The organism is Streptomyces sp. NPDC006339, assembly GCF_040612775.1.
In the GTDB taxonomy this organism is placed as follows: Bacteria; Actinomycetota; Actinomycetes; order Streptomycetales; family Streptomycetaceae; genus Streptomyces.
This window is the reverse complement of the sequence record NZ_JBEXQW010000006.1, coordinates 91,510-115,069: the sequence shown is the minus strand read 5'-3', so window position 1 is coordinate 115,069 and position 23,560 is coordinate 91,510. Positions and strand designations below refer to the sequence as shown.

The window sequence follows — 23,560 nt, the reverse complement described above, 5'->3', positions numbered from 1 at the left end:
CCGGGCGCGGGCGGGAAGCCGAAGGGGCCGGAGAGGGACCGGAACGGCAGGCGGCTCGTACGCCGAGGTCGAGTACGGCACACGCGGCGGACGGCACGCGCGGCACGGTGTCTCGAACCTCAGACGAGCAACGGCCTTCTCCGATCGGGCGACAACAGGGCCAGGACGAAACGTTAGGACCGGGAGGCGGAGGGCCGCAAACGAATTAAAGGTGCTCCTCTTGAAGGTGCTCCTCCGGGAGAGCGAGGGCGCTCCCCCAGGACCTTCAGGGGTGCTCCTCCAGGAGGTGCGCCAGATCCCGGTCCCAGTCCAGGTACTGGTGCTCGCGGCCCCGCGGCACCAGGTGCTGCGAGCGCTCCAGGAAGGTGCGCAGCTCGTCCGTGCGGACGTGCACCACGGCCACGCCCTCGGGGGCGTGGAACTCCACCACCGTGCGGTCGTAGCCGTACGGGCGCAGCCGCACGTCCCCGACCCCCGCCGGTCCGTCCACGCCCTCGACGAGCAGCTCGCGCGCGAACGCCCACGACACCTCGACGCCCTCCAGGGTGGCGGGCGGCGGGAAGGCCATGCTCACGGCGTACGGGTCCTCGCGGTCGTACCGCAGGGTGGCGGCCACCGACTCCGTCCGGGGCGCGGACGCGACCAGCCGGGCCTGCACGGCCTGCTCGATGACGGTGGACATGGGCCAGCCTCCTGTCGCGCGGCTACGTTCTCCTGGCATCTCCCTGACACCAGGAGAGACGAGCGGAGGAGCCATGACGTGCACTGGAGGGGCACGTGAGCTGCGTCACCGCTCCTGCGGCCCGGTCGCCGCACGGCAGCGCCGGCCGGAGGGACCCCGGACGGGACCGGAGGCACTCTGGACGGGATCTCCGCGGTGGGCTAGCTTCCGGCGCCATGACGTCCATGGGGAAGACGAGACGAAAGACGCGTGGGGGACTGGCGGCGGGACTGGCCGGGGCGGCGCTCGCCGCGGCCCTGACGGCCCCGGCCCCGGCCCTGGCGCGGACCGCGCCCGAGGCGGAGACCGCCGGTGTGGGCTGGCGGCTCACCCCGACCGGGACGGACGCCCGCTTCCGCGGCCTCGCCGCCGTGAGCCGGTCCGTCGCGTGGGCCGCCGGTTCCCGGGGCACGGTGCTGCTCACCACCGACGGCGGAGCCGCCTGGCGAAACGTCTCTCCGCCGGGGGCCGGGGAGCTGGAGTTCCGCGACGTGGAGGCGTTCGACGCCCGCCGGGCCGTGGTCCTCGCCATCGGTGAGGGCGAGGCGTCCCGGATCTTCCGCACCGAGGACGGCGGGACGACCTGGACGGAGTCCTTCCGCAACCCCGACCCGCGCGCCTTCTACGACTGCATGACCTTCTTCGACCACCGGCACGGCCTCGCGATGAGCGACCCGGTGGACGGCAGATACCGCATTCTGTCCACCCGCGACGGCGGCCGCTCCTGGCACGTCCTGCCGAGCGACGGAATGCCGGAGGCCCTGCCCGGCGAGGCCGGATTCGCGGCGAGCGGCCAGTGCCTGGTGTCGTCCGGTCCCGAGGACGTGTGGCTCGCGACCGGCGGCGGGGCGACCGGCCGGGTGCTGCACTCCGCCGACCGCGGACTGACCTGGCGCGCCACCGCGACCACGATCCCGGCGGGGGAGGGCGCCAAGGGCGTCTTCGGGCTCGCCTTCCGCGACCGCCGGCACGGCATCGCGGTCGGCGGCGACTACCGCAAGGACCAGCCCTCGCCGCGCGCCGCCGCCGTCACCGACGACGCCGGCCGCGCCTGGACCGCGTCCACCACCCCGCCGCCCGCCTACCGCTCGGGCGTCGCCTGGCTTCCGCACTCCCGCTCCGCCGCCCTCGCCGTCGGCCCCACCGGCACGGACCTGACCACCGACGGCGGCCGCACCTGGCGCACCGTCGACACCGGCTCGTACGACACGGTCGACTGCACCCGCGACGGCGCCTGCTGGGCCTCGGGCGAGAAGGGCCGCATCGCGCGGGCGGAGGCCCGACCCCGGGCCGTGGGCTAGGCGGGCAGCTCGTCGCGGTACGGAGCGAGTCCCTCCACCGTCTTGGTGGCGTAGAACTCGACGATCCGGTACGCGCAGACCCCTTCGACGGTGAACGGGTCGGTCGCCACGATCTTCTCGATCTCCTCGCGACCGACCCCGCCGGCCAGGATCACCCCGCCGTCCCGCGGATTCTTCCGCCCGGACGCCAGGAACACCCCGGCGGCGTACTGCGCGTCCAGCCACTCGACATGGGCGGGGATCAGCGCGTCGACGCGCTCGACGGGCGCGGTGTAGGTCAGCTCCAGTACGAACATGATCGCCAGGCTACCCGGCGCCCTTCCGCGCCGACCGGGCGCGGGTGGCGCAGCACGACTCCACCGCTCCACCGCGTCGCGGGTCCCGCGCGGGTCGGATCGCGGGTCCCCTCGGGGAGGGGGTGCGGGGTGCGCGGGAGGCCGCGTCCCGTCTACCCTCCACGCCCGTGACCGAACTCTCCTCGCTGCACCGTGCGACGGCCGACGCCTACGACGCCGTCTCCGCGCTCTACTCCGCACTGCCGCGCCCCGACCTCGAATCCCTGCCCCTGGACCGCGCGGTGCTCGCCGCCTTCGCCGAGACCGTGCGGGGGGACGGCGGCGCGGCCGTCGTCGAGGTGGGGTGCGGGCCGGGCCGGGTCACGGCGCATCTGCGGGACCTGGGCCTCGACGTCTCCGGGGTGGACCTGTCGCCCGTGATGATCGGCCTCGCCCGCGAGACGTACCCGGACCTGCGGTTCGAGGTCGGGTCCATGGACGCCCTCGACCTGCCCGACGGGCGGCTCGGCGGCGTGGTGTCCTGGTACTCGGTCATCCACACCCCGCCGGAGGGCCTGCCCGGCTACTTCGCCGAGTTCCGTCGGGTCCTCGCGCCCGGCGGGGCCCTGCTGCTCGCCTTCTTCGAGTCGGAAGGCGACCCCGTCACGGCCTTCGACCACAAGGTCGCGACGGCCTACCGCTGGCCCGTCGACGACCTCGCGGCACTGGCCGCCGACGCCGGCTTCACCGAGATCGGCCGGATGCTGCGGGAGCCCGGCGAGGGGGAGCGGTTCCGCCGGGGCCGTCTGCTGATGCGCGCGACGCACTGACCACGGCCTCGCGGCCCCGCCTGCCCGTGCCCCGTGGCCCTGCGCCCCTGCGTCCCCGCCGCCCCGCCGCGTAGGGTCGCCGGCATGACGATCATCGAGATTCCCGACGGCTGGCCCGCCGACGAGGCGGCCGCCCTGGCCGTGCAGGAGGAGTTGCGGGGACGGCTCGTACGGGCCGAGGAGGGGCCGGCGGTCGGCGAGGGGAACGTCACCGGGGTCGACGTGGCGTACGACGACGAGCGGGACCTCGTCGCGGCGGCGGCCGTCGTGCTCGACGGGCGGACGCTCGACGTCGTGGAGGAGGCGACCGCCGTCGGGCGGGTGTCCTTCCCGTACGTGCCGGGGCTCCTGGCCTTCCGCGAGGTCCCCACCGTGCTCGCCGCCCTCGACCGCCTCACCGCCGACCCCGGGCTCCTGGTCTGCGACGGTTACGGGCTCGCCCACCCCCGCCGCTTCGGCCTGGCCGCGCACCTCGGCGTGCTCACGGGGAAGCCCTCGATCGGCGTCGCCAAGAACCCCTTCACCTTCACCTACGCGCAACCGGCCGAGGACCGGGGCGCGTTCGGCGACCTCGTCGCCGAGGGCGAGACCGTCGGCCGGGCCCTGCGCACCCGCGCCGGCGTGAAGCCGGTCTTCGTCTCGGTCGGCCACCGGGTCTCGCTGGAGCGGGCCTGCGCCCACACGCTGCACCTCACCCCGCGCTACCGCCTGCCCGAGACCACCCGCCACGCCGACGCGCTGTGCCGCCGGGCCCTCCAGGAGGCCCTGGGCGCCGGGACCGGCTGACGGCGTCAGGCCGCCCGGCGGCGCCGGAGGACGACGAAGGCGATGCCGCCGACCAGAAGGACCCCGGCCCCGACACCCAGCCCCACCACGAGCCCGTTCCCCGAGGTGTCCTCGTCCTTCGCGGCAACCGTCGCGCCGCCCTTCCCGGAGGACGGCGAGGGGCCCGGGGCGGCGTGGCCGCCGGTGTCGCCGAAGAAGAACACGGGGCTGTTCGCGGAGGGACGCGGGGTGCCGGAGACGTCCACGGTCAGCGTGATCGGGACGACGAGGCCCTTCGCCTCGTCGTGCGGCTCGGCGACCTGCGCCTGGATGTAGTACGTGCCGGGGACGTCGTACCCGCGGGAGTCGGGGCTCTTCGTGTCGTCCTGCTCGGTGATGTCCCAGGGCCCGCAGACCCGCTCGACGTGCCCGGTCCTGCCGGACAGGAGCTCGGTCACGCGGTGGTCCTCGTTGCACAGCGTCGACTCGCGCTGGGCGTTGTAGACGGTGACGGCCCACCCGCTGGTGGCGGACCGGGGGAAGTCGGCCGGGATCTCCACGCCCGCCCTGACCGTCAGCCGCTGGCCGGCCTGCAACTCCACCCGCCAGAAGGGGGCCTCACCGACGGCGAGGGACTGGCGGTGGGTGCCCGGTCCGATCGGGGTGGCGCTGTTGAAGGAGAAGCCGCCCTCGGCGTCCGCCCCGGTGCGGGGCTCCGGGGTCCGTGCGCCGGCCTGCCGGGTCGTCCGGTCGGCGATGCCGACGAGCAGCTCGACGGGCATCGGCTTGTCGCCGGGCCGGGTCACCTGGTTCTCGACCACGATGCAGCCGAGGTCGCCGGGCGCGGGCGTCTCGCCGCCCGCTCCGGGCCCGCTGCGGCCTCCGGTGGAGATGACGTTCGCCCAGCCCATCGACTGGGTGAACTCCCGCAGCCAGGCGGAGGGTTTGCCGTCGCCCAGCGGCCCGGCGGAGACGGCGATGATGGAACCGCGCGAGTAGCCCTCCTCGGCGACGGCGGTGGCGCTCACCTGGAGCCGCTGGTCCGGCCGCTTCCTGACCTTGTAGTAGAGGTCGCGCCCGCCGGTGAACCTGTCCAGGTACTGGCCGGGCGTGACCAGCGGAGCGTTCCGGCAGCCGTCGGGGGAGCCCGCGACCGGCTTCCCGGTGGCGTGGTAGGTCCGCCACGCCGTGCGGAACAGGGTGCCCAGGTTGTCGGTCAGCGAGTCCGCGTCGTCGGCATCCGCGTACGACCCGTCGGTCACGTCGGCGATGCACTTGAGCTGTGCCCGGGCCGAGGAGGGCGTCCGGAACCCGACCACGTCCACGGCGAGGTCGACGCCCTGGGCCTTGAGCTCGCGGGCCACCTCGCACGGGGGCGGCGGCGCACAGGTGTCGTCCCCGTCCGAGACCAGGACGATGCGGCGCTTGCCGCCGGTGCCGAGGTCCTCGGCGGCTTCCCTGAGCGAGACGCCGATCGGTGTGAACCCGACCGCCTTGAACCCCGCCACCCGCCGCGTGGCGTCGGCGCGCGCCGCCCGGTCCATCGGGGCGACCGGCAGGACCTGCTGCGTGTCGGCGCAGCCTTGCTTCCTGTCCTGCCCGGGGTACGTGGCGCCGTAGACGCGCAGTCCCAGCGGGGCCTGTTCGGGGGCGGTCTCGATGATCCGGGTGACCGCCTGCTTCGCGGCGGCGAGGCGGGTCTGCCCGCCGGCGTCGTTCTCGTTCATCGACCCGGACAGGTCGAGCACCAGGTTGATCCGCGGGGGCTCGGCAGCCTCGGGCGGCGGAGTGGTGGCGCTCGCGCTCGCCGCCGGTGACAGGAGTGTGCCGAGCAGCAGCAGGGGAGCGGCGGCGAGCGCGCGTCGTCGGAGTGGTCGGTGCATGAAGGTGATCTCCACGAGGGTCGGTCGGCCGGAACGTCGGGCCGGCCCGGCAGGTGAGTCTCCCCCGAAGCGCGCGTCCTTTCCACGGACGGTGCGTGCAGACAATGGCTCACGGCCCGCCCCGGCCGAGGGCGCCCAACGGATCCGGACGACCGGCCGAGTAGCTGAGTACCTGTACGGATACCCCGCGGTGACGCTCGGGCGGCAGAGTGTGCGGCATGACGTTCCCCGGTCCTGACACCCTCCGCTCCGACGCGCCCGGTTCCCGCACCGCGCCGATCGGCACCCTGCAGTGCGTCGTCCTCGACTGCCCCGACGTCCTGGAACTGGCCACGTTCTACCAGCGGTTGCTCGGCGGCGAGATCAACCGGCCGGATCCCCAGTGGGCGGTCGGCGAGTCCTGGGCCACGCTGCACGGGGCCTCCGGGGCGCCGGTGCTCGCGTTCCAGGGCGTGGCCGACCACCGGCCGCCGGTGTGGGGCGCGCCCGAGCAGCAGTTCCACATCGACGTGCGGGTGACCGATCTGGACGCCGCGCACGAGGCGGTGCTCGCGCTCGGGGCCTGGCGGCTCGACTCCCCCGAGGAGGACGAGGACCGGGCCTGGCGCATCTACGCCGACCCGGCCGGCCACCCGTTCTGCCTGGTCAGGCACTGAGCGCGGGGGCGGTTCAGCCCGAGTACGCCACCCGGAAGCGCAGGCCCGCCGCGCGCAGCCGCTCCAGGAGCGCGTCCCCCATCGCGACCGCCGTGGTGACCTGACCCGAGGTCTTCGGCAGCTCGTCGAGCGCGAGGCAGAGCGCCGACTCGGCGAGCATCTTCGCGGTCTCGTCGTAGCCGGGATCGCCGCCGGACACCTCGGTGAAGACACGGCGCCCGCCGCCCTCCCCGACGAACCGCACGGAGAACCAGCTTCGCGCCCGTCGTTCGGCGCTCGGGCCCTGCCCCGGCTCGTAACGCTCCATCAGCCAGCGCCGTACGAGGGAAAGTTGGGCCACGAGCACGCCCGTGCCGGCGGCCGCCGTGCCGCCCAGGGCCATCGGCAGGGTCTTCACCGAGGCGTAGTGGCGGTAGCGGAAGTCCGGGCCGTAGCGCTCCAGGGCCGCCGCGGAGCGCGCCACCACCCGCGGGTCGAGGGTGGGCAGCGGCAGGGCCCAGGTGCCCGTCTCGCGGCTGAAGCGGGGGCCGCCCAGGGGTGCGCGGGCCCGCCGGGTCACCAACCGCGGCTCGTGCAGCCGCCGTTCGTGCGCGGCCCGCAGGATCTGCCGGCCGCGCCCGAACGCGGTCAGCGCCGAGGCGAAGGTGCCGCCCGAGAAGATCGCCCCGGCCCGCACGAACCCGTCGATCCGCAGCGGGACGCCCTCGGGCAACTGCCGTACGGTGAAGTAGACGCCCAGATCGTGCGGGACGGAGTCGAAGCCGCAGGCGTGCACCAGCCGGGCGCCCGTCTCCCGGGCCCGCGCGTCGTACCGTACGTACATCCGGTCCACGAACTCGGCCTCGCCGGTCAGGTCCAGATAGTCGGTGCCGGCCTCCGCGCAGGCGGCCACCAGCTCCTCCCCGTACCAGACGTACGGACCGACGGTGCTGGCCACCACCCGCGCCGACGCGGCCAGTTCGCGCAGCGACGCCGGGTCGGTGGAGTCGGCGACGATCAGCGGCAGCCCGGCCAGGGCCGGCCGGCGCGCGGCGAGCCGGTCGCGCAGGGCGGCGAGCCTGTCCCGGCTGCGTCCGGCGAGGGCCCAGCGGCAGCCCGCCGGGGCGTGCTCGGCCAGATACTCCGCGGTGAGCTCTCCCACGAACCCGGTCGCCCCGAAGAGAACCACGTCGTACGGCCGCACGGCCGCCCCCTTGTTCATCCCAGCCCAGCCCCTCCGCTTTCGCCCGCACCGTCCCCGGGCGCGCATGTCGTCGGCGGACTCTAGCGGAAGTCCCGCCCGGCGCGACCGGGCCGGGTCCCTCCGCATTTTCCAAGCGCTTGCTCGGCCCGGGGGCTTGTGCCGAGTGGAACGCGTTCCTAGCATCTCCGGTGTTACATCATCACTGTCACACCGACCGTGCACCCACCGCACACCCACCCCCAGGGGGCCCGATGACGACACCGCACCCGCCCGCCCGCGGCCCGCTCGCCGGCGTCCGCGTGGTCGAACTCGCCGGCATCGGCCCCGGCCCCTTCGCCGCCATGCTGCTCGCCGACCTCGGCGCCGACGTCGTCCGCGTCGACCGGCCCGGCGGCCCCGGCCTCGGCATCGACCCCGCCCGTGACCTCACCAACCGCAACAAGCGCTCCGTCCTCGTCGACCTCAAGGCCGACGGCGGCCCGGACACCGTGCTCGACCTGGTCGCACGCGCCGACGTCCTGATCGAGGGCTACCGCCCCGGCGTCGCCGAACGCCTCGGCGTCGGCCCCGACGCCTGCCTCGCCCGCAACCCGCGGCTGGTCTACGGCCGGATGACCGGCTGGGGCCAGAGCGGACCGCTCGCCCACACCGCCGGCCACGACATCGGCTACATCGCCCTCACCGGCACCCTCGGCATGATCGGCCCCGACCCCGAGGGCCCGCCCACCGTCCCCGCCAACCTGGTCGGCGACTACGCGGGCGGCTCGCTCTATCTCGTCATCGGCGTCCTCGCCGCCCTCCAGCACGCCCGCGCGCACGGCGAGGGCCAGGTCGTCGACGCCGCCATCGTCGACGGCACCGCCCACCTCGCCACCATGATCCACGGCATGCTCGCGGCCGGCGGCTGGCAGGACCGGCGCGGGGTCAACCTGCTCGACGGCGGCTGCCCCTTCTACGGCACCTACGCCACCTCCGACGGCGGCTACATGGCCGTCGGCGCCCTGGAGCAGCGGTTCTACGACGAGTTCGTCCGCCTCCTCGGCATCGAGGAGGCCGCCCCCGCCCGCCACGACCTCGCCCGCTGGGACGAGCTGCGCGCCGCCGTCGCCGAGCGCTTCCGGAGCCGTACGCGGGACGAGTGGACCGCGGTCTTCGAGGGCACCGACGCCTGCGTGGCGCCCGTCCTGTCGCTGCGCGAGGCCCCCGGCCATCCGCACCTCGCCGCCCGCGGCACCTTCGTCGAGCACGGCGGACTCGTCCAGCCCGCGCCCGCACCCCGCTTCTCCGCGACCCCGGGCGCCGTCCGCACCGGCCCTGCGCTGCCCGGCGCCGACACCGCCGACGTCGCCCGCGACTGGGCCGTGCCCTCCCTCCACCCCGCCGACGCCGCCAAGGAGTCCTCCGCATGAAGCGCCAGCTCTACACCGCCGACCACGAGGCATTCCGCGAGACCGTCCGCACCTTCCTCGCCAAGGAGGTGCTGCCCCACTACGAGCGGTGGGAGAAGGACGGCATCGTCTCCCGCGAGGTCTGGCGGGCCGCCGGACGGCAGGGGCTGCTCGGCCTCGCCGTCGACGAGGAGTACGGCGGCGGCGGGAACCCCGACTTCCGCTACAGCGCCGTCCTCGCCGAGGAGTTCACCCGCGCCGGCACCCCCGGCCTCGCCATCGGGCTGCACAACGACATCATCGGCCCCTACCTCACCTCCCTCGCCACCGAGGAGCAGAAGCGCCGCTGGCTGCCCGGCTTCTGCAGCGGGGAGACCGTCACCGCCATCGCCATGACCGAACCCGGCGCCGGCTCCGACCTCCAGGCCATCCGCACCAGCGCCGAGGACCACGGCGACCACTGGATCCTCAACGGCTCCAAGACCTTCATCTCCAACGGCATCCTCGCCGACCTCGTCATCGTCGTCGCGAAGACCACCCCCGAGGGCGGCGCCCACGGCCTCTCCCTCCTCGTCGTCGAACGCGGCATGGAAGGCTTCGAACGCGGCCGCAACCTCGACAAGATCGGCCAGAAGTCCCAGGACACCGCCGAACTCTTCTTCCACGACGTCCGCGTCCCCAAGGAGAACCTGCTCGGCGAGCTCGACGGCGCCTTCCTCCACCTGATGACCAACCTGGCGCAGGAGCGGCTCGCCATCGCGGTCGCCGCCATCGCCGGCGCCGAACACCTCCTGGAGCTCACCACCGCCTACGTCAAGGAGCGCGAGGCGTTCGGACGGCCGCTCGCCCGGCTCCAGCACATCCGCTTCGAGATCGCCGAGATGGCCACCGAGTGCGCCGTCACGCGCACCTTCATCGACCGCTGCGTCGAGGAGCACGCGAGCGGCGGGCTCGACGCCGTCCACGCCTCCATGGCCAAGTGGTGGTCGACCGAACTGCAGAAGAGGGTCGCCGACCGCTGTCTGCAACTCCACGGCGGGTACGGCTACATGAGCGAATTCCCGGTCGCCAGGGCCTTCACCGACGGCCGGATCCAGACCATCTACGGCGGGACGACCGAGATCATGAAGGAGATCATCGGCCGCTCCCTGCTCGCCTGACCCTCACGCGAAAGGCTCTGCCCAGTGACCACCGAAGCGTACGTCTACGACGCGATCCGCACCCCGCGCGGCCGCGGCAAGGCCAACGGCGCCCTGCACGGCACCAAGCCGATCGACCTCGTCGTCGGCCTCATCCACGAGATCCGCTCCCGCTTCCCCGGCCTCGACCCGGCCGCGATCGACGACATCGTCCTCGGCGTCGTCGGACCCGTCGGCGACCAGGGCTCCGACATCGCCCGGATCGCCGCCATCGCCGCGGGACTGCCCGACACCGTCGCCGGAGTCCAGGAGAACCGCTTCTGCGCCTCCGGCCTCGAAGCCGTCAACATGGCCGCGATGAAGGTCCGCTCCGGCTGGGAGGACCTCGTCCTCGCCGGCGGCGTCGAGTCCATGTCCCGCGTCCCGATGGCCTCCGACGGCGGCGCCTGGTTCGCCGACCCCATGACCAACATCGAGACCAACTTCGTCCCCCAGGGCATCGGCGCCGACCTCATCGCCACCATCGAGGGCTTCACCCGCCGCGACGTCGACGAGTACGCCGCCCTCTCCCAGGAGCGCGCCGCCGCGGCCTGGAAGGACGGCCGCTTCGACCGCTCCGTCGTGCCCGTCAAGGACCGCGCGGGCCTCACCGTCCTCGACCACGACGAGCACCTGCGCCCCGGCACCACCGCCGACTCCCTCGCCAAGCTGAAGCCCTCCTTCGCCGACATCGGCGAGCTCGGCGGCTTCGACGCCGTGGCGCTGCAGAAGTACCACTGGATCGAGGAGATCGACCACGTCCACCACGCCGGCAACTCCTCCGGCATCGTCGACGGCGCCTCCCTCGTCGCCATCGGCTCCCGGGCCGTCGGCGAGCGCTACGGGCTGACCCCGCGCGCCCGGATCGTCGCCGCCGCCGTCTCCGGCTCCGAGCCCACCATCATGCTCACCGGCCCCGCCCCCGCCGCCCGCAAGGCGCTCGCCAAGGCCGGCCTCACCATCGACGACATCGACCTCATCGAGATCAACGAGGCGTTCGCCGCCGTCGTCCTGCGCTTCGTCAAGGACATGGGCGTCTCCCTCGACAAGGTCAACGTCAACGGCGGCGCCATCGCGCTCGGCCACCCGCTCGGCGCCACCGGCGCCATGATCCTCGGCACCCTCGTCGACGAGCTGGAGCGCCAGGACAAGCGCTACGGCCTCGCCACCCTCTGCGTCGGCGGCGGCATGGGCATCGCCACCATCGTCGAGCGCGTCTGACCGCCCGTCCGAACCCCTTACGGAGAAGCATCAGTCATGAGCGAGAGCACCACCATCCGCTGGGAGCAGGACGAGACCGGCGTCGTCACCCTCGTCCTCGACGACCCCAACCAGTCCGCCAACACCATGAACCAGGCATTCCGGGCCTCCATCGCCGCGATCGCCGACCGCGCGGAGGCCGAGAAGGACTCCATCCGCGGCATCATCTACACCTCCGCGAAGAAGACCTTCTTCGCCGGCGGCGACCTCAAGGACATGATCAAGGCCGGCCCCGAGGACGCCCGGGCGATCTTCGACGCCGCCATGGAGATGAAGAACGCGCTCCGCCGCATCGAGACCCTCGGCAAGCCGGTCGTCGCCGCCCTCAACGGCGCCGCGCTCGGCGGCGGCTACGAGATCGCCCTCGCCTCCCACCACCGCATCGCCCTCGACGCCCCCGGCTCCAAGATCGGCCTGCCCGAGGTCACCCTCGGCCTGCTCCCCGGCGGCGGTGGCGTCACCCGCACCGTACGCCTCATGGGCATCACCGACGCCCTGCTCAAGGTGCTCCTCCAGGGCACTCAGTACAACCCGAAGCGCGCTCTGGAGAACGGCCTCGTGCACGAGCTGGCCGCCACCCCGGAGGAGATGCTCGCCAAGGCCCGCGCCTTCATCGACGCCCACCCGGAGTCCCAGCAGCCCTGGGACGTCCCCGGCTACAAGATCCCCGGCGGCACCCCGTCCAACCCGCGCTTCGCCGCCAACCTCCCGGCCTTCCCCGCCAACCTGCGCAAGCAGCTCAACGGCGCCCCCTACCCGGCCCCGCGCAACATCATGGCGGCGGCCGTCGAGGGCTCCCAGGTCGACTTCCAGACGGCCCTCACCATCGAGAGCCGCTACTTCACCGAGCTGGTCACCGGCCAGACCGCGAAGAACATGATCCAGGCGTTCTTCTTCGACCTCCAGGCCGTCAACTCCGGCGCCAACCGCCCGCAGGGCGTCGAGCCCCGTACGGTCCGCAAGGTCGCCGTCCTCGGCGCCGGCATGATGGGCGCCGGCATCGCGTACTCCTGCGCCCGCGCCGGCATCGAGGTCGTCCTCAAGGACGTCTCCGCCGAAGCGGCCGCCAAGGGCAAGGCGTACTCCGAGAAGCTGTGCGCCAAGGCCGTCGCCAAGGGCCGCACCACCCAGGAGAAGGCCGACGCGCTCCTCTCCCTCATCACGCCGACCGCCGAGGCGGCCGACCTCGCCGGCTGCGACGCCGTGATCGAGGCGGTCTTCGAGGACACCGCGCTCAAGCACCGGGTGTTCCAGGAGATCCAGCACGTCGTCGAGCCCGACGCGCTGCTGTGCTCCAACACCTCCACCCTCCCCATCACCGTCCTCGCCGAGGGCGTCGAGCGGCAGACCGACTTCATCGGCCTGCACTTCTTCTCGCCCGTCGACAAGATGCCGCTCGTGGAGATCATCAAGGGCGAGCGCACCGGCGACGAGGCCCTGGCCCGCGCCTTCGACCTGGTCCGCCAGATCAACAAGACGCCGATCGTCGTCAACGACTCCCGCGGCTTCTTCACCTCCCGGGTGATCGGCCACTTCATCAACGAGGGCGTCGCCATGGTCGGCGAGGGCGTCGAGCCCGCGTCCGTCGAGCAGGCCGCCGCCCAGGCCGGCTACCCGGCGAAGGTCCTCTCTCTCATGGACGAGCTGACCCTCACCCTGCCCCGCAAGATCCGCAACGAGACGAGGAAGGCCGTCGAGGCGGCCGGCGGCACCTGGGTCACCCACCCCGGCGAGAGGGTCATCGACCGCATGGTCGACGAGTTCGGCCGCCCCGGCCGCAGCGGCGGCGCCGGGTTCTACGAGTACGGCGAGGACGGCCGGCGCGGGAAGCTCTGGCCGGGCCTGCGCGAGCACTTCGCCAAGCCGGACGTGGACGTGCCGTTCCGCGACATGCAGGAGCGGATGCTCTTCGCGGAGGCGCTGGACACCGTCCGGCTCCTGGAGGAGGGCGTCCTGACCTCGGTCGCCGACGCCAACATCGGCTCCATCCTGGGCATCGGCTTCCCCGCGTGGACCGGCGGCGTGCTCCAGTACATCAACGGGTACGAAGGGGGCCCGGCCGGCTTCGTCGAGCGGGCCCGCGAGCTGGCCGCCACCTACGGCGAGCGCTTCACCCCGCCCGCCCTCCTGGTGGAGAAGGCCGAGCGCGGCGAGGTCTTCACGGACGCGGAGTAGTCCGGAACGCGGTCCTCAGCTCCTCGCTGAGGGACCGCTGGAAGGCCGTCACGAGGGCCTGGATCACCATCGGCTGCATGTGCGCCGAGAGCGACTTCATCGCCGCCAGGTGATCCGGGTCCTCCCCGCTCTCCCGGTACGGGTTCCACACCTGCTCCTGGAACAGCCGGGCCAGCTCCTGCGCGGCCGCCCGGGCGTGCTCCAGGAGCACGGTCCGCGAGGCCAGGATCGTCTCGTGGCCGATGGGCACGTCGAGCAGCTCCACGCCGAGCCGCAGCAGCGCGCCGTCCAGCCGGAAGACGTCCGGGGCGGGCCCCTTGTCCAACACGCCCATCGCGGCCAGCCGCTCCACGTCCCGGTCGGCCAGCGGCCGCCCCGCCCGCCGCTCCAGCTCCTGCCGGGTGATCTCCTCGGCGGACTCGGGCGCCCACGAGGCCACCAGCGCGCGGTGCACGGCCAGATCGCGGGCGCTCAGGTCGGGCGGCAACTGCTCCAGGTACCGTTCGATCGCGGCGAGCGTCATGCCCTGGCGCTGGAGCTCCTCGATCAGGGCGAGCCGGGACAGGTGCTCCGGCCCGTAGCGCCCGACCCGCCGCGGGCCGATCACCGGCGGCGGCAACAGGCCCCGCGTCCCGTAGAACCGCACCGTCCGCACGGTCACCCCGGCCCGGGCGGCCAGCTCGTCGACCGTATAGGTGGGCGTCGCGGCAGCCCGCTCCCCGCCCGGCTCCCGGCCCTGGTGCTCGTCGCTCGCCTGCTCCATGGTGCAACAGTATTGCTGTCTCACCAGGCATGTAAAAGGGTGCGGCCGTTGTCAGTGGCGGCTCGTACGGTGATGCCATGACAGCGATCGAGTACGTACGGGGGGACGCCACCGCGCCGCGCGGCAAGGGCGTCAAGATCGTGGCGCACGTCTGCAACGACCTGGGCGGCTGGGGGAAAGGCTTCGTCCTCGCCGTCTCGCGGCGCTGGCCGGAGCCCGAGGCGGCCTACCGCCGCTGGCACCGCGAGCGCGCGAAGAACGACTTCGGGCTCGGCGCGGCCCAGTTCGTCCAGGTGGAACCGTATGTGTGGGTGGCCAATCTGGTGGGACAGCGCGGGATACGCACGGGCCGGAGCAGCGGGGTGCCGGTGCGGTACGAGGCGATCGACGCGGCCCTCGGGCTGCTCGCCGACCGGGCGGTGGAGCTGGGCGCGTCCGTGCACATGCCCCGGATCGGCTGCGGGCTCGCGGGCGGGACGTGGACCCGGGTCGAGCCGCTGATAGCGGAGCGCCTGTCGGCGCGGGGGATAGCGGTCACGGTGTACGACGTCGGGGCGTAGCGGCCGGCGGGGCACCCGGGTGGGTACCCCGGTCGGGGGCGGGGCACGGCGGGCGCTAGAGTCATGCGCCTGTTCGAATTCGGGGGCATGACAGGGGAGGGTTATGCAGGCGCAACTCAGGGAGACGGCCACGGAGTTGGCCGCGGTCCTGTGGCGGGAGCACACCGTCTACCGCGAGCGCGGCGGCGGGGTGGTGATCCGGGGCGAGCATGTGCGGCGCTGGATCAGCCTGGCGCCGACCGGCGGCAAGGACCAGGCGCTGGTCCGCGCCGGCCGCATCCTGGACGGCGGGACGACCGCGCCCGCCCGCCTGGAGGCCGTGGTGGACCTGACGGCCGGCACCACCGAGCTGGCCGCGGTCTGCCGGCGTCTGCTCGCCGAGACCGCCGCCGACGCGGCGCCGTCCACGGCGGGCGCCCGTCCCGCCCGTCCCGCCCGCTCGGCCGGCCCCGTCCGCTCCGGGCGCCCGGCCAAGGCGGCCCGCCCGCGCAAGGGGCGCCACACCGGCATCGGCTCATGGGTGGTGCTGCTGTGCGTCGGCGGCGTCGTGGCCCTGTGGGCGTACAGCGTCTTCGGCGGCGCGTACTAGCCGGTGCGGGGCTCGCTCCACGCGAGCCCCGCACCGCACGGCGGCGCGGCGGTCAGCCCGCGGCGTAACCCGTCACCGGGTAGTGGTCCGAGAGGTTGGTGTACGTGTAGCGGGTGCCCCAGCTCGAGACGGTCCAGGGCGCGCTCTGCTCCAGGACCACGTGGTTGGTCCAGCCCGCCGGGCGGGCGTGGCCGGCCCGGAAGAGGACGTAGTCGAGGTCCTCGCGCGGGTCGTCCGGGTAGCGGTCGCGGGCGATCGAGTTCTGCTCCGTGTCGAAGGAGTAGGGGTGACCGGTCCGGGCGTCCGCGCCGACCAGGCCCGCGTCGGCGAGCATGGTCGCGTACTCGGGCGTGCGCGAGTCCACGTTCAGGTCGCCCGTGACGATCACCTGCTCGCCCGCCGGGATGTTCTTGGCGTCCAGGAAGGCGTCGATGTTCCTGAACTGCCGGCTGCGCATCTGCGCCGCCTCGCCCGCCGAGCAGCCCGGGTCGGTGGACTGGGCGTGCGTGCCGACGACGTGCGCCTTGGTGCCGTTCACGTCGAGGACGGCGTAGACGAAGCCCTTGTTCGAGTACCAGTCCGCGCCGCAGGCGTCCTTGTAGACGTACTGCTCCTTGCGGACGATCGGCCACTTGCTGAGCAGCGTCACCCCGCCGTCCTCCGGCGTCGTGGCCGAGTAGGCGCCGCCCGTGGCGTCCCAGCCCGAGGTCGAGCGGCCGAGGACCGGCGTCTGGTGCGGGTACTGGGCGGCCGCCTTCGCCTTGAGGGCGTCGGAGGAGGAGTTGTCGAACGCCTCCTGGAGCACGACCACGTCGTTGCCCTGGAAGAAGGGCGTCTGCGGGATCGCGGCGGCCCGGTGGTCCTGGCCCCAGTTCGGGTAGAGCGACTTGGAAAAAAGGAACACGTTATAGGTCAGCACCTTCAGCCGCGGGGTCGCGGTGGTCGCGGTGGTCGCCGTTTCGGCGGCCGAGGCGGCGGGCGCGGTCGCGGCCAGGGTGGCGGCGGCGAGCGCGACGGAGAGGGCTGCGCCGGGGAGGCGGCGGAGCGCGGCGAACGGCACTGTGAACTCCCAAGGAAGGGTGGGGGGTTGGACCGGGCGCCGCACATCAAATCAGCCGTGGTTACCTTCCGGTAGCCATTGGATGCCACGAATCTTGCGAGGCTCGCACAAACGCGCCAACTCTCCGGCGATGGCCGGGCATCTGCCGGAATTGCGACGATTGCGACCAGGTAAGATGCGGCCATGACCCTCGCGCAGAACTCGCAGATCTTCCCCATGGACCTGGGCCCGCTCAACCCCGTCTGGGCCGAGCTCGTCCTGGGTGCCGTGCTCTTCGGCCTGACCTTCCTGATCCTGGCCAAGGGGATCCTGCCGAAGATCAACCGCACGCTCGCCGAGCGTGAGGACGCCATCGACGGCGGCACCGAGCGTGCCGACGACCTGCGCGCCGAGGCCGCCGCCATCCGCGCCCAGTACGAGGCCGAGCTCGCCGAGGCCCGCCACGACGCCGCCCGCATCCGCGCGCAGGCCACCGAGGAGGGCTCCGCCGCCATCGCCGCCGCCCGCGCCGAGGGCGCGCGCGAGCGCGAGGCCATCCTCGCCTCCGGCCACGCGCAGATCGCCGCCGAGCGCGAGGCCGCCGAGCGCGAGCTCGCCGGTGACGTCGACGCCTGGGCCCGCGCCCTGGCCGGCCGCATCGTCGGCGAGCCGGTCGGCGCCGAGCGCTCCTGACGCACCGCGCACCCACCCGTACGGGGCCGCGCCCCGGGCCACCACGCCCGGGCCGCGGCCCCGCGTCGTATCCGCGTCCCCCTTGCCCGTCGCGCACGGCACCGGCAGCCTGAGAAGAGACGACCGCGTGAGGAAGAACGCCCCGATGCCCCGCCCCCAGCCCCCGACGCCCGGCCCTCAGCCCCCGACGCCCGAGACCGCCCCCGCCGGGCGCCGGGCGCGGCGGGCGGAACCCGAGCCGCCGCCCGTCGGAGGCGTGCTGTGGACCCTCGCCGGAGACGTCCGGGCGCTGCTGATGCTGCCCGCCGCCCTCACCCTCCAGGTCGCCCACCCCGCCGTCGGCGCCGGCGTCGACGACCACTCCGTCTTCCGCACCGACCCGTGGGGCCGCGGCGAGCGCTCCCTGCGCTCGCTCCAGCTCTGGATCTACGGCGGCGCGGCGGCCGCCGAGGAGGGCCGCAGGCTCCGCGCGCTCCACAAGGAGATCCAGGGCACCGACACGCGCGGCCGCCGCTACCACGCCCTCACCCCCGCCCACTACGCCTGGGTCCACGCCACCGGCTTCCCCGTCTACCACCACGGCCTGCGCTACCTCTTCCGCCCCCTCACCGAGGCCCAGGAGCGGAAGCTGTACGCCGAGTGGCTCCAGGTCGGCCGGGTGCTCGGCATCCACGACCGCGACATGCCGCAGACGATCGAGGAGTTCTGGCCGTACTACCGCCGTGTCCTCGACGAGGAGCTGGAGGCCACCGCCGTCGTGCGCGACCTGGTCGCCACCGACCTTCCCGTACCGGCCCCCGACCGGGGCCCGCTGCCCGTACGGCTCGTCCTCAAGGCCCTGTGGCCGGTGCTCCGCGGCCCGTTCCTGCGGGCCCGGGCCTTCCTCACGGTCGGGTTCATGCCGCCGGACGCCCGCGCCGCCATCGGCCTGGAGTGGACCGAGGAGCAGGAACGGCGGCTGCGCCGCTTCGCCCGGGTCGTACGGGTCGTGGGGCCCGTACTCCCCGAGCGGTTGCGCTACCTCCCGCTCGCCCGGCAGGCCCGCCGGGCGGCCCGGCTCAGCGGGGCGGCAGGCCGCCGCGGGCGATGACGTCCGCGTACCAGCGGGCGCTGTCCTTCGGCGTACGGCGGCCGGTGGGGAAGTCCACGTGGACGATCCCGAAGCGCTTGCCGTAGCCGTACGCCCACTCGAAGTTGTCCAGGAGCGACCAGAGGAAGTAGCCCCGCAGGTCCACCCCGGCGCCGAGCGCCCGGTGCGCCGCCGCCAAGTGCGCGTGGAGGTACGCGATGCGCTCGGGGTCGTGGACGCCGCCCTCCGGGTCGGCGTAGTCGTCGTAGGCGGCGCCGTTCTCCGTGATCAGCAGCGGTACGTGCGGCAGCTCGTCCCGCAGCCGTACGAGCAGCTCGTACAGTCCGTCCGCGTCCACCGGCCAGTCCATCGCGGTGCGCGGGCCGGGCACGTACGGGAAGCGGACGTGCCCGGCGGCGCCCGGCCACGGCGAGGGCGTCTCGGAGGTGCCGGCGGCGACCACGGCGGGGCAGTAGTAGTTCACCCCCAGGACGTCGATCGGGGTCGAGACGGCCTCCAGGTCGCCGTCGTGGACGAAGGACCAGTCGGTGATCCCGGCCGTGTCGGCCACCAGGTCCTCCGGCAGCCGCCCGTGGAACACCGGGTCCAGGAAGATCCGGTTCCCGACGGCGTCGATCCTGCGCACCGCGTCCCGGTCCTCCGGTGTGTCCGCGTACGGCCGCAGCGCGTGCAGATTGAGGGTCAGCGAGAGCTCGGCGGGAGCGGGCAGGGCCGCCCGCAGGGCCTGTACGGCGAGACCGTGCGCCAGGTTGAGGTGGTGCGCGGCCCGCAGCGCCGCCCGGTCGTCGGTGCGCCCCGGGGCGTGCACCCCCGCGCCGTACCCGAGGAAGGCCGCGCACCAGGGTTCGTTGAGCGTGGTCCAGGTGGCGACCCGGTCGCCGAGCGCCCCGGCCGCGACCGCCGCGTACTCGGCGAAGCGCTCGGCCGTCGCCCGCTCCGGCCACCCGCCCTCCTCCTCGTACTCCTGCGGCAGGTCCCAGTGGTAGAGGGTGGCGACCGGCCGGATGCCCGCGTCGAGCAGCTCGTCGACGAGTCCCCGGTAGAAGTCGAGGCCCTTCTGCGACGCGGGCCGACGGCCGCCGGGCAGCACGCGGGACCAGGAGAGCGAGAAGCGGTAGTCGGTGAGCCCGAGCTCCTTCATCAGCGCGATGTCCTCGCGCACGCGGTGGTAGTGGTCGGTGGCGATGTCACCGGTGTCGCCGTTGCGGACCCGGCCCGGCGTCCGGCTGAAGGTGTCCCAGATGGAGGGCGTACGGCCGTCCTCGGCCGCGGCCCCCTCGATCTGGTACGCGGCGGTGGCGGAGCCCCAGCGGAAGCCGTCGGGGAAGAGAGCGTTCATGTGAGGGGAACGCCCGCCGCCGTACGAAGGGCACGGGGGCCGGGCCGGACCCCGCCGGACGGCCCGCTATCCCCGGCGGCGGCCGAACCAGCCACGGCGCGCGCCCTCGGTCGCCGGCGCCGGTCCTGGTGCCGGGGCCGGGGCCGGGGCGAAGGCGGTGCCCGGCGGGGTGAAGGCGGGCAGGGTCTTGAAGCCCTCGTGCAGGGCGAGCGAGGGGGTGATCCGCCGCAGGACCTCGCGGACGCGGGTGAGCGGGTGGTCGGGGAAGCGCGCGTCCCACCGCTCCTGGTCGGCGACGTGGGACGGCAGGCCGCCCGTGATGTCCGCGCCATACGGGTGCGGGGTGAAATAGCGGTCGGGGCCGACCTCGTGGGCGACGAGGGCCTCGCGCAGACCGGTCGTCGCCCCCTCGGCCGCCTGCACCTTCACCACCGTGCTGCACCGGTCGCGCGGGATCGTCCAGGAGGCCAGGAATGCCTGGCCGGGGCGCCCGCCCAGGGGCACCTTGATGAGCTGACGGACGGCGGGAAGCGTGTCCACCGTCGCGACCTCCGCCTCGATCAGCGCGCCGCCGGCCCGGGCGGCGGACCGGGCGAGCCCGGGCCGGAGCAGGTCCGGCGCGTCGAGGGATGCCGGCAGGTCCGGCACCAGGCCGAAGAAGTGGAGCGAGAGCAGGAGACCGTGGGCGTCGGTCCACACCCCCGGCTCCCGCTCGGTGAATCCGGTGAGGTCGATGGCGGTGATCGGTGTCATGGCTCCATCATCACGGAGCCTCCCGGGCCGACGGCGGGGGTGGGGGCGGGGTCGAGCCGCCGGCGAGGGAGGTCAGGTAGTCGTCGAGCAGCGCGACCTGGTGGGCGGGCGGGAAGGCGGCGGGGGCGAGGAGGGCCTGGACCACCAGGCCGAGGGCGAAGGACTGGGCGCCGGCCGCGAGGCGGGCCGGGTCGCCGGGGGGCAGTTCGCCCAGCTCCTGCGCGCTCGCGACGAGTTCGGCGAGCCGGGCCCGGCTCCGCGCGTACTTCTCGGCGTGGCCCTCGCTCAGGGCGGGGTCGGCCAGGGCCGTGTCCCAGGAGGAGACCCAGATGCGGTTGCTCGCCGTGGCCTCGGCGGTGAGCGGCAGGATGTCGAGCAGGGCGGCCCGCACGGCGGCGAGGCCCTGGCCGGCGGCGCGGCGCGGGCGGGCGGCGGTGCGCTCGTCAAGCAGATCGAGGGCGTGGGCGACCAGGTCGCGTTTGGCCGGAAAGTAGTGGGTCAACAAACCTGTGGTCGCGCCGAGTTCGGTCGCGACGGCGCGCAGGGTCAGGCCGCCGAAGCCGTGCGCGGCCAGCACGCGCCAGACCGCCTCGGACACCTCGCGGCGCCGGGCCTCGTGGTCGCCCTTGGTACGTGGCATGCTGCTACGGTAATACTCATAACAGTTGTTGTGTGAATGGGGTGTCCATGTTCTCCCTCCCGCTGCGGGACGACGCAGAGCTCCGGCCGCTCGAGACCTGGCACGCCGAGGAGTTCGCCACCCACCTGGACCGGGCCCGCGAGCACATCAGGCCGTGGGTGGGGCAGGCGTTCGTCACCACGGACCTCGACGGCGCCCGGGGCACCCTCGCCCGGTACGGCGAGCGCCGGGCCGCCGACGGCGGCGGCCTCTACGGCATCTGGCGGCGCGGAACCCTGGTCGGCGGCGTGATGTTCACCGGCTTCGACACCGCCTCGGGCGGCTGCGAGCTGGGCTGCTGGACCGAACCCGCGGGCGAGGGACACGGGCTGGTCACCGACGCCTGCGCGGTCCTCCTCGACTGGGCCCTCGTCGAGCGCGGACTGCACCGCGCCGAATGGCACTGCCGCGCCGACAACGACCGCAGCGCCGCGGTCGCCGAGCGGCTCGGCATGACCCTCGAAGGGGTACGGCGCGAGGCGTGGCCCTACGACGGCGTCCGTTACGACCAGCAGATCTGGGGCGTCCTCGCCTCCGAATGGCGGGGCCGCCGCGCGGACGCCCGCCGCTGACGGAGCGGTGCCGACGGAACGGTGCCGACGGAGCGGCGCCCCCGTCCCGCCCCGAGCGCGGGGAGGGACGAGGGCGCCGCCGGTGCGCCGAGGCGCGGAGTCGTACGTCAGTGCCCGCCGTGCTCGCGCCCGGCCGCGTGATCACCGTCGTGGTCGTGGATCGTGTTCGTCTCCGCGATCTTCTTCCACGACTTCGGCTGCACCGGCTTCGCCGGCCGCACGCCCGCCGTCGAGCCCGCCGTCCGGGCCGCCGGGGCCGCCGCGACGCCCGCCTCCGCCGCCGACGGGGCGGACGGCTTCACCGGCTGGTAGAGCCAGGTGTCGAACAGCGCCGCGAGCGGCTTGCCCGACACCCGCTCCGCGTACCCCACGAAGTCGGCCACCGAGGCGTTGCCGTACGCGTGCTCCTGCGGCCAGCCCTTGAGGATCGCGAAGAAGTCCTCGTCGCCGATCTCGTTGCGCAGCGCCTGGAGCGCCAGCGCGCCCCGGTCGTACACGGCGATGTGGAACTGGGCGTCGGCGCCCGGGTCGCCCGGCTTCACGGTCCAGAACGGGTCGTCGGCCGCACGCGTCTGGTACACGTAGTCGGCGAGCTCCTGGGCCGTGCCCTCGCCCTCCTTCTCCGACCACAGCCACTGGCTGTAGCGGGCGAAGCCCTCGTTGACCCAGATGTCCTTCCAGTCGGCGACCGACACGCTGTCGCCGTACCACTGGTGGGCCAGCTCGTGCACGACCACCGAGACGTTCGCCCCGTTGGCGAACTGCCGCGGGCTGTAGAACGGCCGGGTCTGCGTCTCCAGGGCGTAACCGCTGGTCACATTGGGCACGTAGCCGCCGAGGGAGTTGAAGGGGTACGGCCCGAAGACCGACTCCAGCCACTCGGCGACCTCGACGGTCCGCTCGATCGACGCGCGCGCCGCGCCCGCGTTGTCGCCGAGGTCCTTGCTGTACGCGTTGAGGACCGGCAGGCCGGCCGCCGTCTTGTCCGTGGTGATGTCGAACTTGCCGACGGCCAGTGTGGCCAGATACGTCGCCTGCGGCTTGTTGGAGCGCCAGTTGTAGCGGGTCCAGCCGAGCCGCGAGGACTGCGACTGGAGCACGCCGTTGCTGATCGCCTGGGTGCCGTCCGGCACCAGGACCGAGACGTCGAAGGTGGCCTTGTCCAGAGGGTGGTCGTTCGACGGGAACCACCAGACGGCCGAGTCCGGCTGCTGGGCCGCGACACCGCCGTCCGGGGTGCGGTGCCAGGCCGTCCAGCCGCCTATCTTGAGCTCGGACGGCTTGCCCGCGTAACGGACCACGACCGAGATCGACTTGTTCTTCTCCAGCCGGACGGCCGGGGTGACCTCCAGCTCGTGGTCACCGGAGGCGGTGAACTTCGCGACCCGGCCGTTCACCCGCACCTCGCTGACCTTGAGGCCCAGGTCCAGGTTGAAGCGCGACAGGTTCTGCGTGGTGGTGGCGAGGATCGTCGCGGTCCCCTCCAACAGGTCGGTCACCGGCTGGTACTTCAGCCGCAGGTCGTAGTGCGAGACGTCGTAGCCGCCGTTGCCGCTCGCCGGGTAGTAGGAGTCGCCGATGCCCGGCGCGCCCGGGACGTAGTCGGCCGCCGATGCCGGGATCGCCAGCAGCAGCGAGGCCGCGAGGGCGCTCGGAACGATGAGTCTGCGGTGCACAGGTGCTCCCCAAGTCGTAAGAATCACAAGACGCACGGGTGGTCGTCGGTCCTCAGCGAGACTATTCAGCCCTCGGACGGTCCGTCACGTCCAGAGCACCGCCCGTCACATGATCGCCATTCGGCCGACATGAATCACACGTATCGCCTGTCCGAGGCGGCACTCTTTTGCGCCGGAGTCGACCGGAGTACC

23 protein-coding genes are annotated in these 23,560 nt (G+C 73.6%); 13 read left to right on the top strand and 10 right to left on the bottom strand.

The features are described from left to right. Positions 1 to 265: 265 nt before the first annotated feature. Positions 266 to 682, bottom strand: a complete 417-nt coding sequence (locus ABZ135_RS06725; protein ID WP_356692510.1) for an SsgA family sporulation/cell division regulator — start codon at positions 680 to 682, stop codon at positions 266 to 268. A 215-nt stretch (positions 683 to 897) separates the two neighbouring features. Here ABZ135_RS06725 and ABZ135_RS06720 point away from each other — a divergent pair, with 215 nt between their 5' ends. After that, complete coding sequence (locus tag ABZ135_RS06720) at positions 898 to 2,022, top strand: oxidoreductase (RefSeq protein ID WP_356692508.1); 1,125 nt, start codon at positions 898 to 900, stop codon at positions 2,020 to 2,022. Here the strand turns inward: ABZ135_RS06720 and ABZ135_RS06715 are convergent. Beyond that, positions 2,019 to 2,318, bottom strand: a complete 300-nt coding sequence (locus tag ABZ135_RS06715) for a YciI family protein (protein WP_356692506.1) — start codon at positions 2,316 to 2,318, stop codon at positions 2,019 to 2,021. The two genes, ABZ135_RS06720 and ABZ135_RS06715, sit on opposite strands and share 4 nt — an antisense overlap. A gap of 167 nt (positions 2,319 to 2,485) precedes the next feature. Between ABZ135_RS06715 and ABZ135_RS06710 the strand changes: the two genes are divergently transcribed. Next, positions 2,486 to 3,127, top strand: a complete 642-nt coding sequence (locus tag ABZ135_RS06710; RefSeq protein ID WP_356692504.1) for a class I SAM-dependent methyltransferase — start codon at positions 2,486 to 2,488, stop codon at positions 3,125 to 3,127. Positions 3,128 to 3,211: 84 nt separating this feature from the next. Then, entirely contained in the window at positions 3,212 to 3,913 is a 702-nt protein-coding gene (locus ABZ135_RS06705; RefSeq protein ID WP_356692502.1) for an endonuclease V, read from the top strand. A gap of 5 nt (positions 3,914 to 3,918) precedes the next feature. Here the strand turns inward: ABZ135_RS06705 and ABZ135_RS06700 are convergent, their stop codons facing one another. Continuing rightward, entirely contained in the window at positions 3,919 to 5,775 is a 1,857-nt protein-coding gene (locus ABZ135_RS06700) for a VWA domain-containing protein (protein ID WP_356692500.1), read from the bottom strand. A 218-nt stretch (positions 5,776 to 5,993) separates the two neighbouring features. Here ABZ135_RS06700 and ABZ135_RS06695 point away from each other — a divergent pair, with 218 nt between their 5' ends. Beyond that, positions 5,994 to 6,431, top strand: coding sequence for a VOC family protein (locus tag ABZ135_RS06695; protein ID WP_356692499.1), 438 nt, complete (start codon positions 5,994 to 5,996; stop codon positions 6,429 to 6,431). A 13-nt stretch (positions 6,432 to 6,444) separates the two neighbouring features. Here the strand turns inward: ABZ135_RS06695 and ABZ135_RS06690 are convergent, their stop codons facing one another. Beyond that, a complete protein-coding gene (locus ABZ135_RS06690; RefSeq protein ID WP_356692497.1) occupies positions 6,445 to 7,632 on the bottom strand; it encodes a saccharopine dehydrogenase NADP-binding domain-containing protein in 1,188 nt (395 codons plus the stop codon). A gap of 233 nt (positions 7,633 to 7,865) precedes the next feature. On the opposite strand from ABZ135_RS06690, the gene ABZ135_RS06685 reads away from it, so the two are divergent. The 4 genes from ABZ135_RS06685 to ABZ135_RS06670 are packed head-to-tail and all read left to right on the top strand — an operon-like array spanning position 7,866 to position 13,615. Further along, complete coding sequence (locus tag ABZ135_RS06685; protein ID WP_356692495.1) at positions 7,866 to 9,023, top strand: CaiB/BaiF CoA-transferase family protein; 1,158 nt, start codon at positions 7,866 to 7,868, stop codon at positions 9,021 to 9,023. Next, the gene (locus ABZ135_RS06680; RefSeq protein WP_356692493.1) at positions 9,020 to 10,162 is read left to right on the top strand and encodes an acyl-CoA dehydrogenase family protein; all 1,143 of its coding nucleotides are present in this window, start codon (positions 9,020 to 9,022) and stop codon (positions 10,160 to 10,162) included. Before ABZ135_RS06685 ends, ABZ135_RS06680 begins: the two co-directional genes overlap by 4 nt. Positions 10,163 to 10,186: 24 nt before the next feature. Then, positions 10,187 to 11,401, top strand: a complete 1,215-nt coding sequence (locus ABZ135_RS06675; RefSeq protein WP_356692491.1) for an acetyl-CoA C-acetyltransferase — start codon at positions 10,187 to 10,189, stop codon at positions 11,399 to 11,401. Positions 11,402 to 11,437: 36 nt separating this feature from the next. Then, the gene (locus ABZ135_RS06670; RefSeq protein WP_356692489.1) at positions 11,438 to 13,615 is read left to right on the top strand and encodes a 3-hydroxyacyl-CoA dehydrogenase NAD-binding domain-containing protein; all 2,178 of its coding nucleotides are present in this window, start codon (positions 11,438 to 11,440) and stop codon (positions 13,613 to 13,615) included. On the opposite strand, the gene ABZ135_RS06665 is transcribed toward ABZ135_RS06670, so the two are convergent. Then, entirely contained in the window at positions 13,599 to 14,378 is a 780-nt protein-coding gene (locus ABZ135_RS06665; protein WP_356692488.1) for a MerR family transcriptional regulator, read from the bottom strand. The genes ABZ135_RS06670 and ABZ135_RS06665 overlap by 17 nt on opposite strands. 77 nt (positions 14,379 to 14,455) lie before the next feature. Between ABZ135_RS06665 and ABZ135_RS06660 the strand changes: the two genes are divergently transcribed. After that, positions 14,456 to 14,938, top strand: a complete 483-nt coding sequence (locus ABZ135_RS06660; RefSeq protein WP_356692486.1) for a macro domain-containing protein — start codon at positions 14,456 to 14,458, stop codon at positions 14,936 to 14,938. 103 nt (positions 14,939 to 15,041) lie between these two features. Next, positions 15,042 to 15,527 (top strand): hypothetical protein, encoded by a 486-nt coding sequence (locus ABZ135_RS06655; RefSeq protein WP_356692484.1) that lies wholly within the window; start codon positions 15,042 to 15,044, stop codon positions 15,525 to 15,527. A 52-nt stretch (positions 15,528 to 15,579) separates the two neighbouring features. Here the strand turns inward: ABZ135_RS06655 and sph are convergent, their stop codons facing one another. Then, complete coding sequence (sph, locus tag ABZ135_RS06650) at positions 15,580 to 16,587, bottom strand: sphingomyelin phosphodiesterase (protein ID WP_356692482.1); 1,008 nt, start codon at positions 16,585 to 16,587, stop codon at positions 15,580 to 15,582. Between the two features lie 183 nt (positions 16,588 to 16,770). Here sph and ABZ135_RS06645 point away from each other — a divergent pair, with 183 nt between their 5' ends. Both ABZ135_RS06645 and ABZ135_RS06640 read left to right on the top strand, forming a co-directional pair. Beyond that, the gene (locus ABZ135_RS06645; protein WP_356692480.1) at positions 16,771 to 17,259 is read left to right on the top strand and encodes a hypothetical protein; all 489 of its coding nucleotides are present in this window, start codon (positions 16,771 to 16,773) and stop codon (positions 17,257 to 17,259) included. A 127-nt stretch (positions 17,260 to 17,386) separates the two neighbouring features. After that, positions 17,387 to 18,349 carry an oxygenase MpaB family protein gene (locus tag ABZ135_RS06640; protein WP_356692478.1) on the top strand — a complete coding sequence of 321 codons (963 nt, stop codon included), beginning with the start codon at positions 17,387 to 17,389 and terminating at the stop codon, positions 18,347 to 18,349. On the opposite strand, the gene ABZ135_RS06635 is transcribed toward ABZ135_RS06640, so the two are convergent. The 3 genes from ABZ135_RS06635 to ABZ135_RS06625 form a co-directional block, all read right to left on the bottom strand. Then, positions 18,318 to 19,688: a GH1 family beta-glucosidase gene (locus ABZ135_RS06635; protein ID WP_356692476.1), complete on the bottom strand. Its 1,371-nt coding sequence runs from the start codon at positions 19,686 to 19,688 to the stop codon at positions 18,318 to 18,320. The two genes, ABZ135_RS06640 and ABZ135_RS06635, sit on opposite strands and share 32 nt — an antisense overlap. Before the next feature lie 66 nt (positions 19,689 to 19,754). Next, the gene (locus ABZ135_RS06630; RefSeq protein WP_356692474.1) at positions 19,755 to 20,441 is read right to left on the bottom strand and encodes a hypothetical protein; all 687 of its coding nucleotides are present in this window, start codon (positions 20,439 to 20,441) and stop codon (positions 19,755 to 19,757) included. A 10-nt stretch (positions 20,442 to 20,451) separates the two neighbouring features. Continuing rightward, on the bottom strand, positions 20,452 to 21,081 hold the full coding sequence (locus ABZ135_RS06625; RefSeq protein WP_356692472.1) for a TetR/AcrR family transcriptional regulator: 630 nt from the start codon (positions 21,079 to 21,081) through the stop codon (positions 20,452 to 20,454). Positions 21,082 to 21,128: 47 nt separating this feature from the next. On the opposite strand from ABZ135_RS06625, the gene ABZ135_RS06620 reads away from it, so the two are divergent. Next, positions 21,129 to 21,692, top strand: a complete 564-nt coding sequence (locus ABZ135_RS06620) for a GNAT family protein (RefSeq protein WP_356692470.1) — start codon at positions 21,129 to 21,131, stop codon at positions 21,690 to 21,692. 107 nt (positions 21,693 to 21,799) lie between these two features. Here the strand turns inward: ABZ135_RS06620 and ABZ135_RS06615 are convergent, their stop codons facing one another. Beyond that, a complete protein-coding gene (locus tag ABZ135_RS06615; protein WP_356692469.1) occupies positions 21,800 to 23,368 on the bottom strand; it encodes a M1 family metallopeptidase in 1,569 nt (522 codons plus the stop codon). Between the last annotated feature and the right edge of the window lie 192 nt (positions 23,369 to 23,560).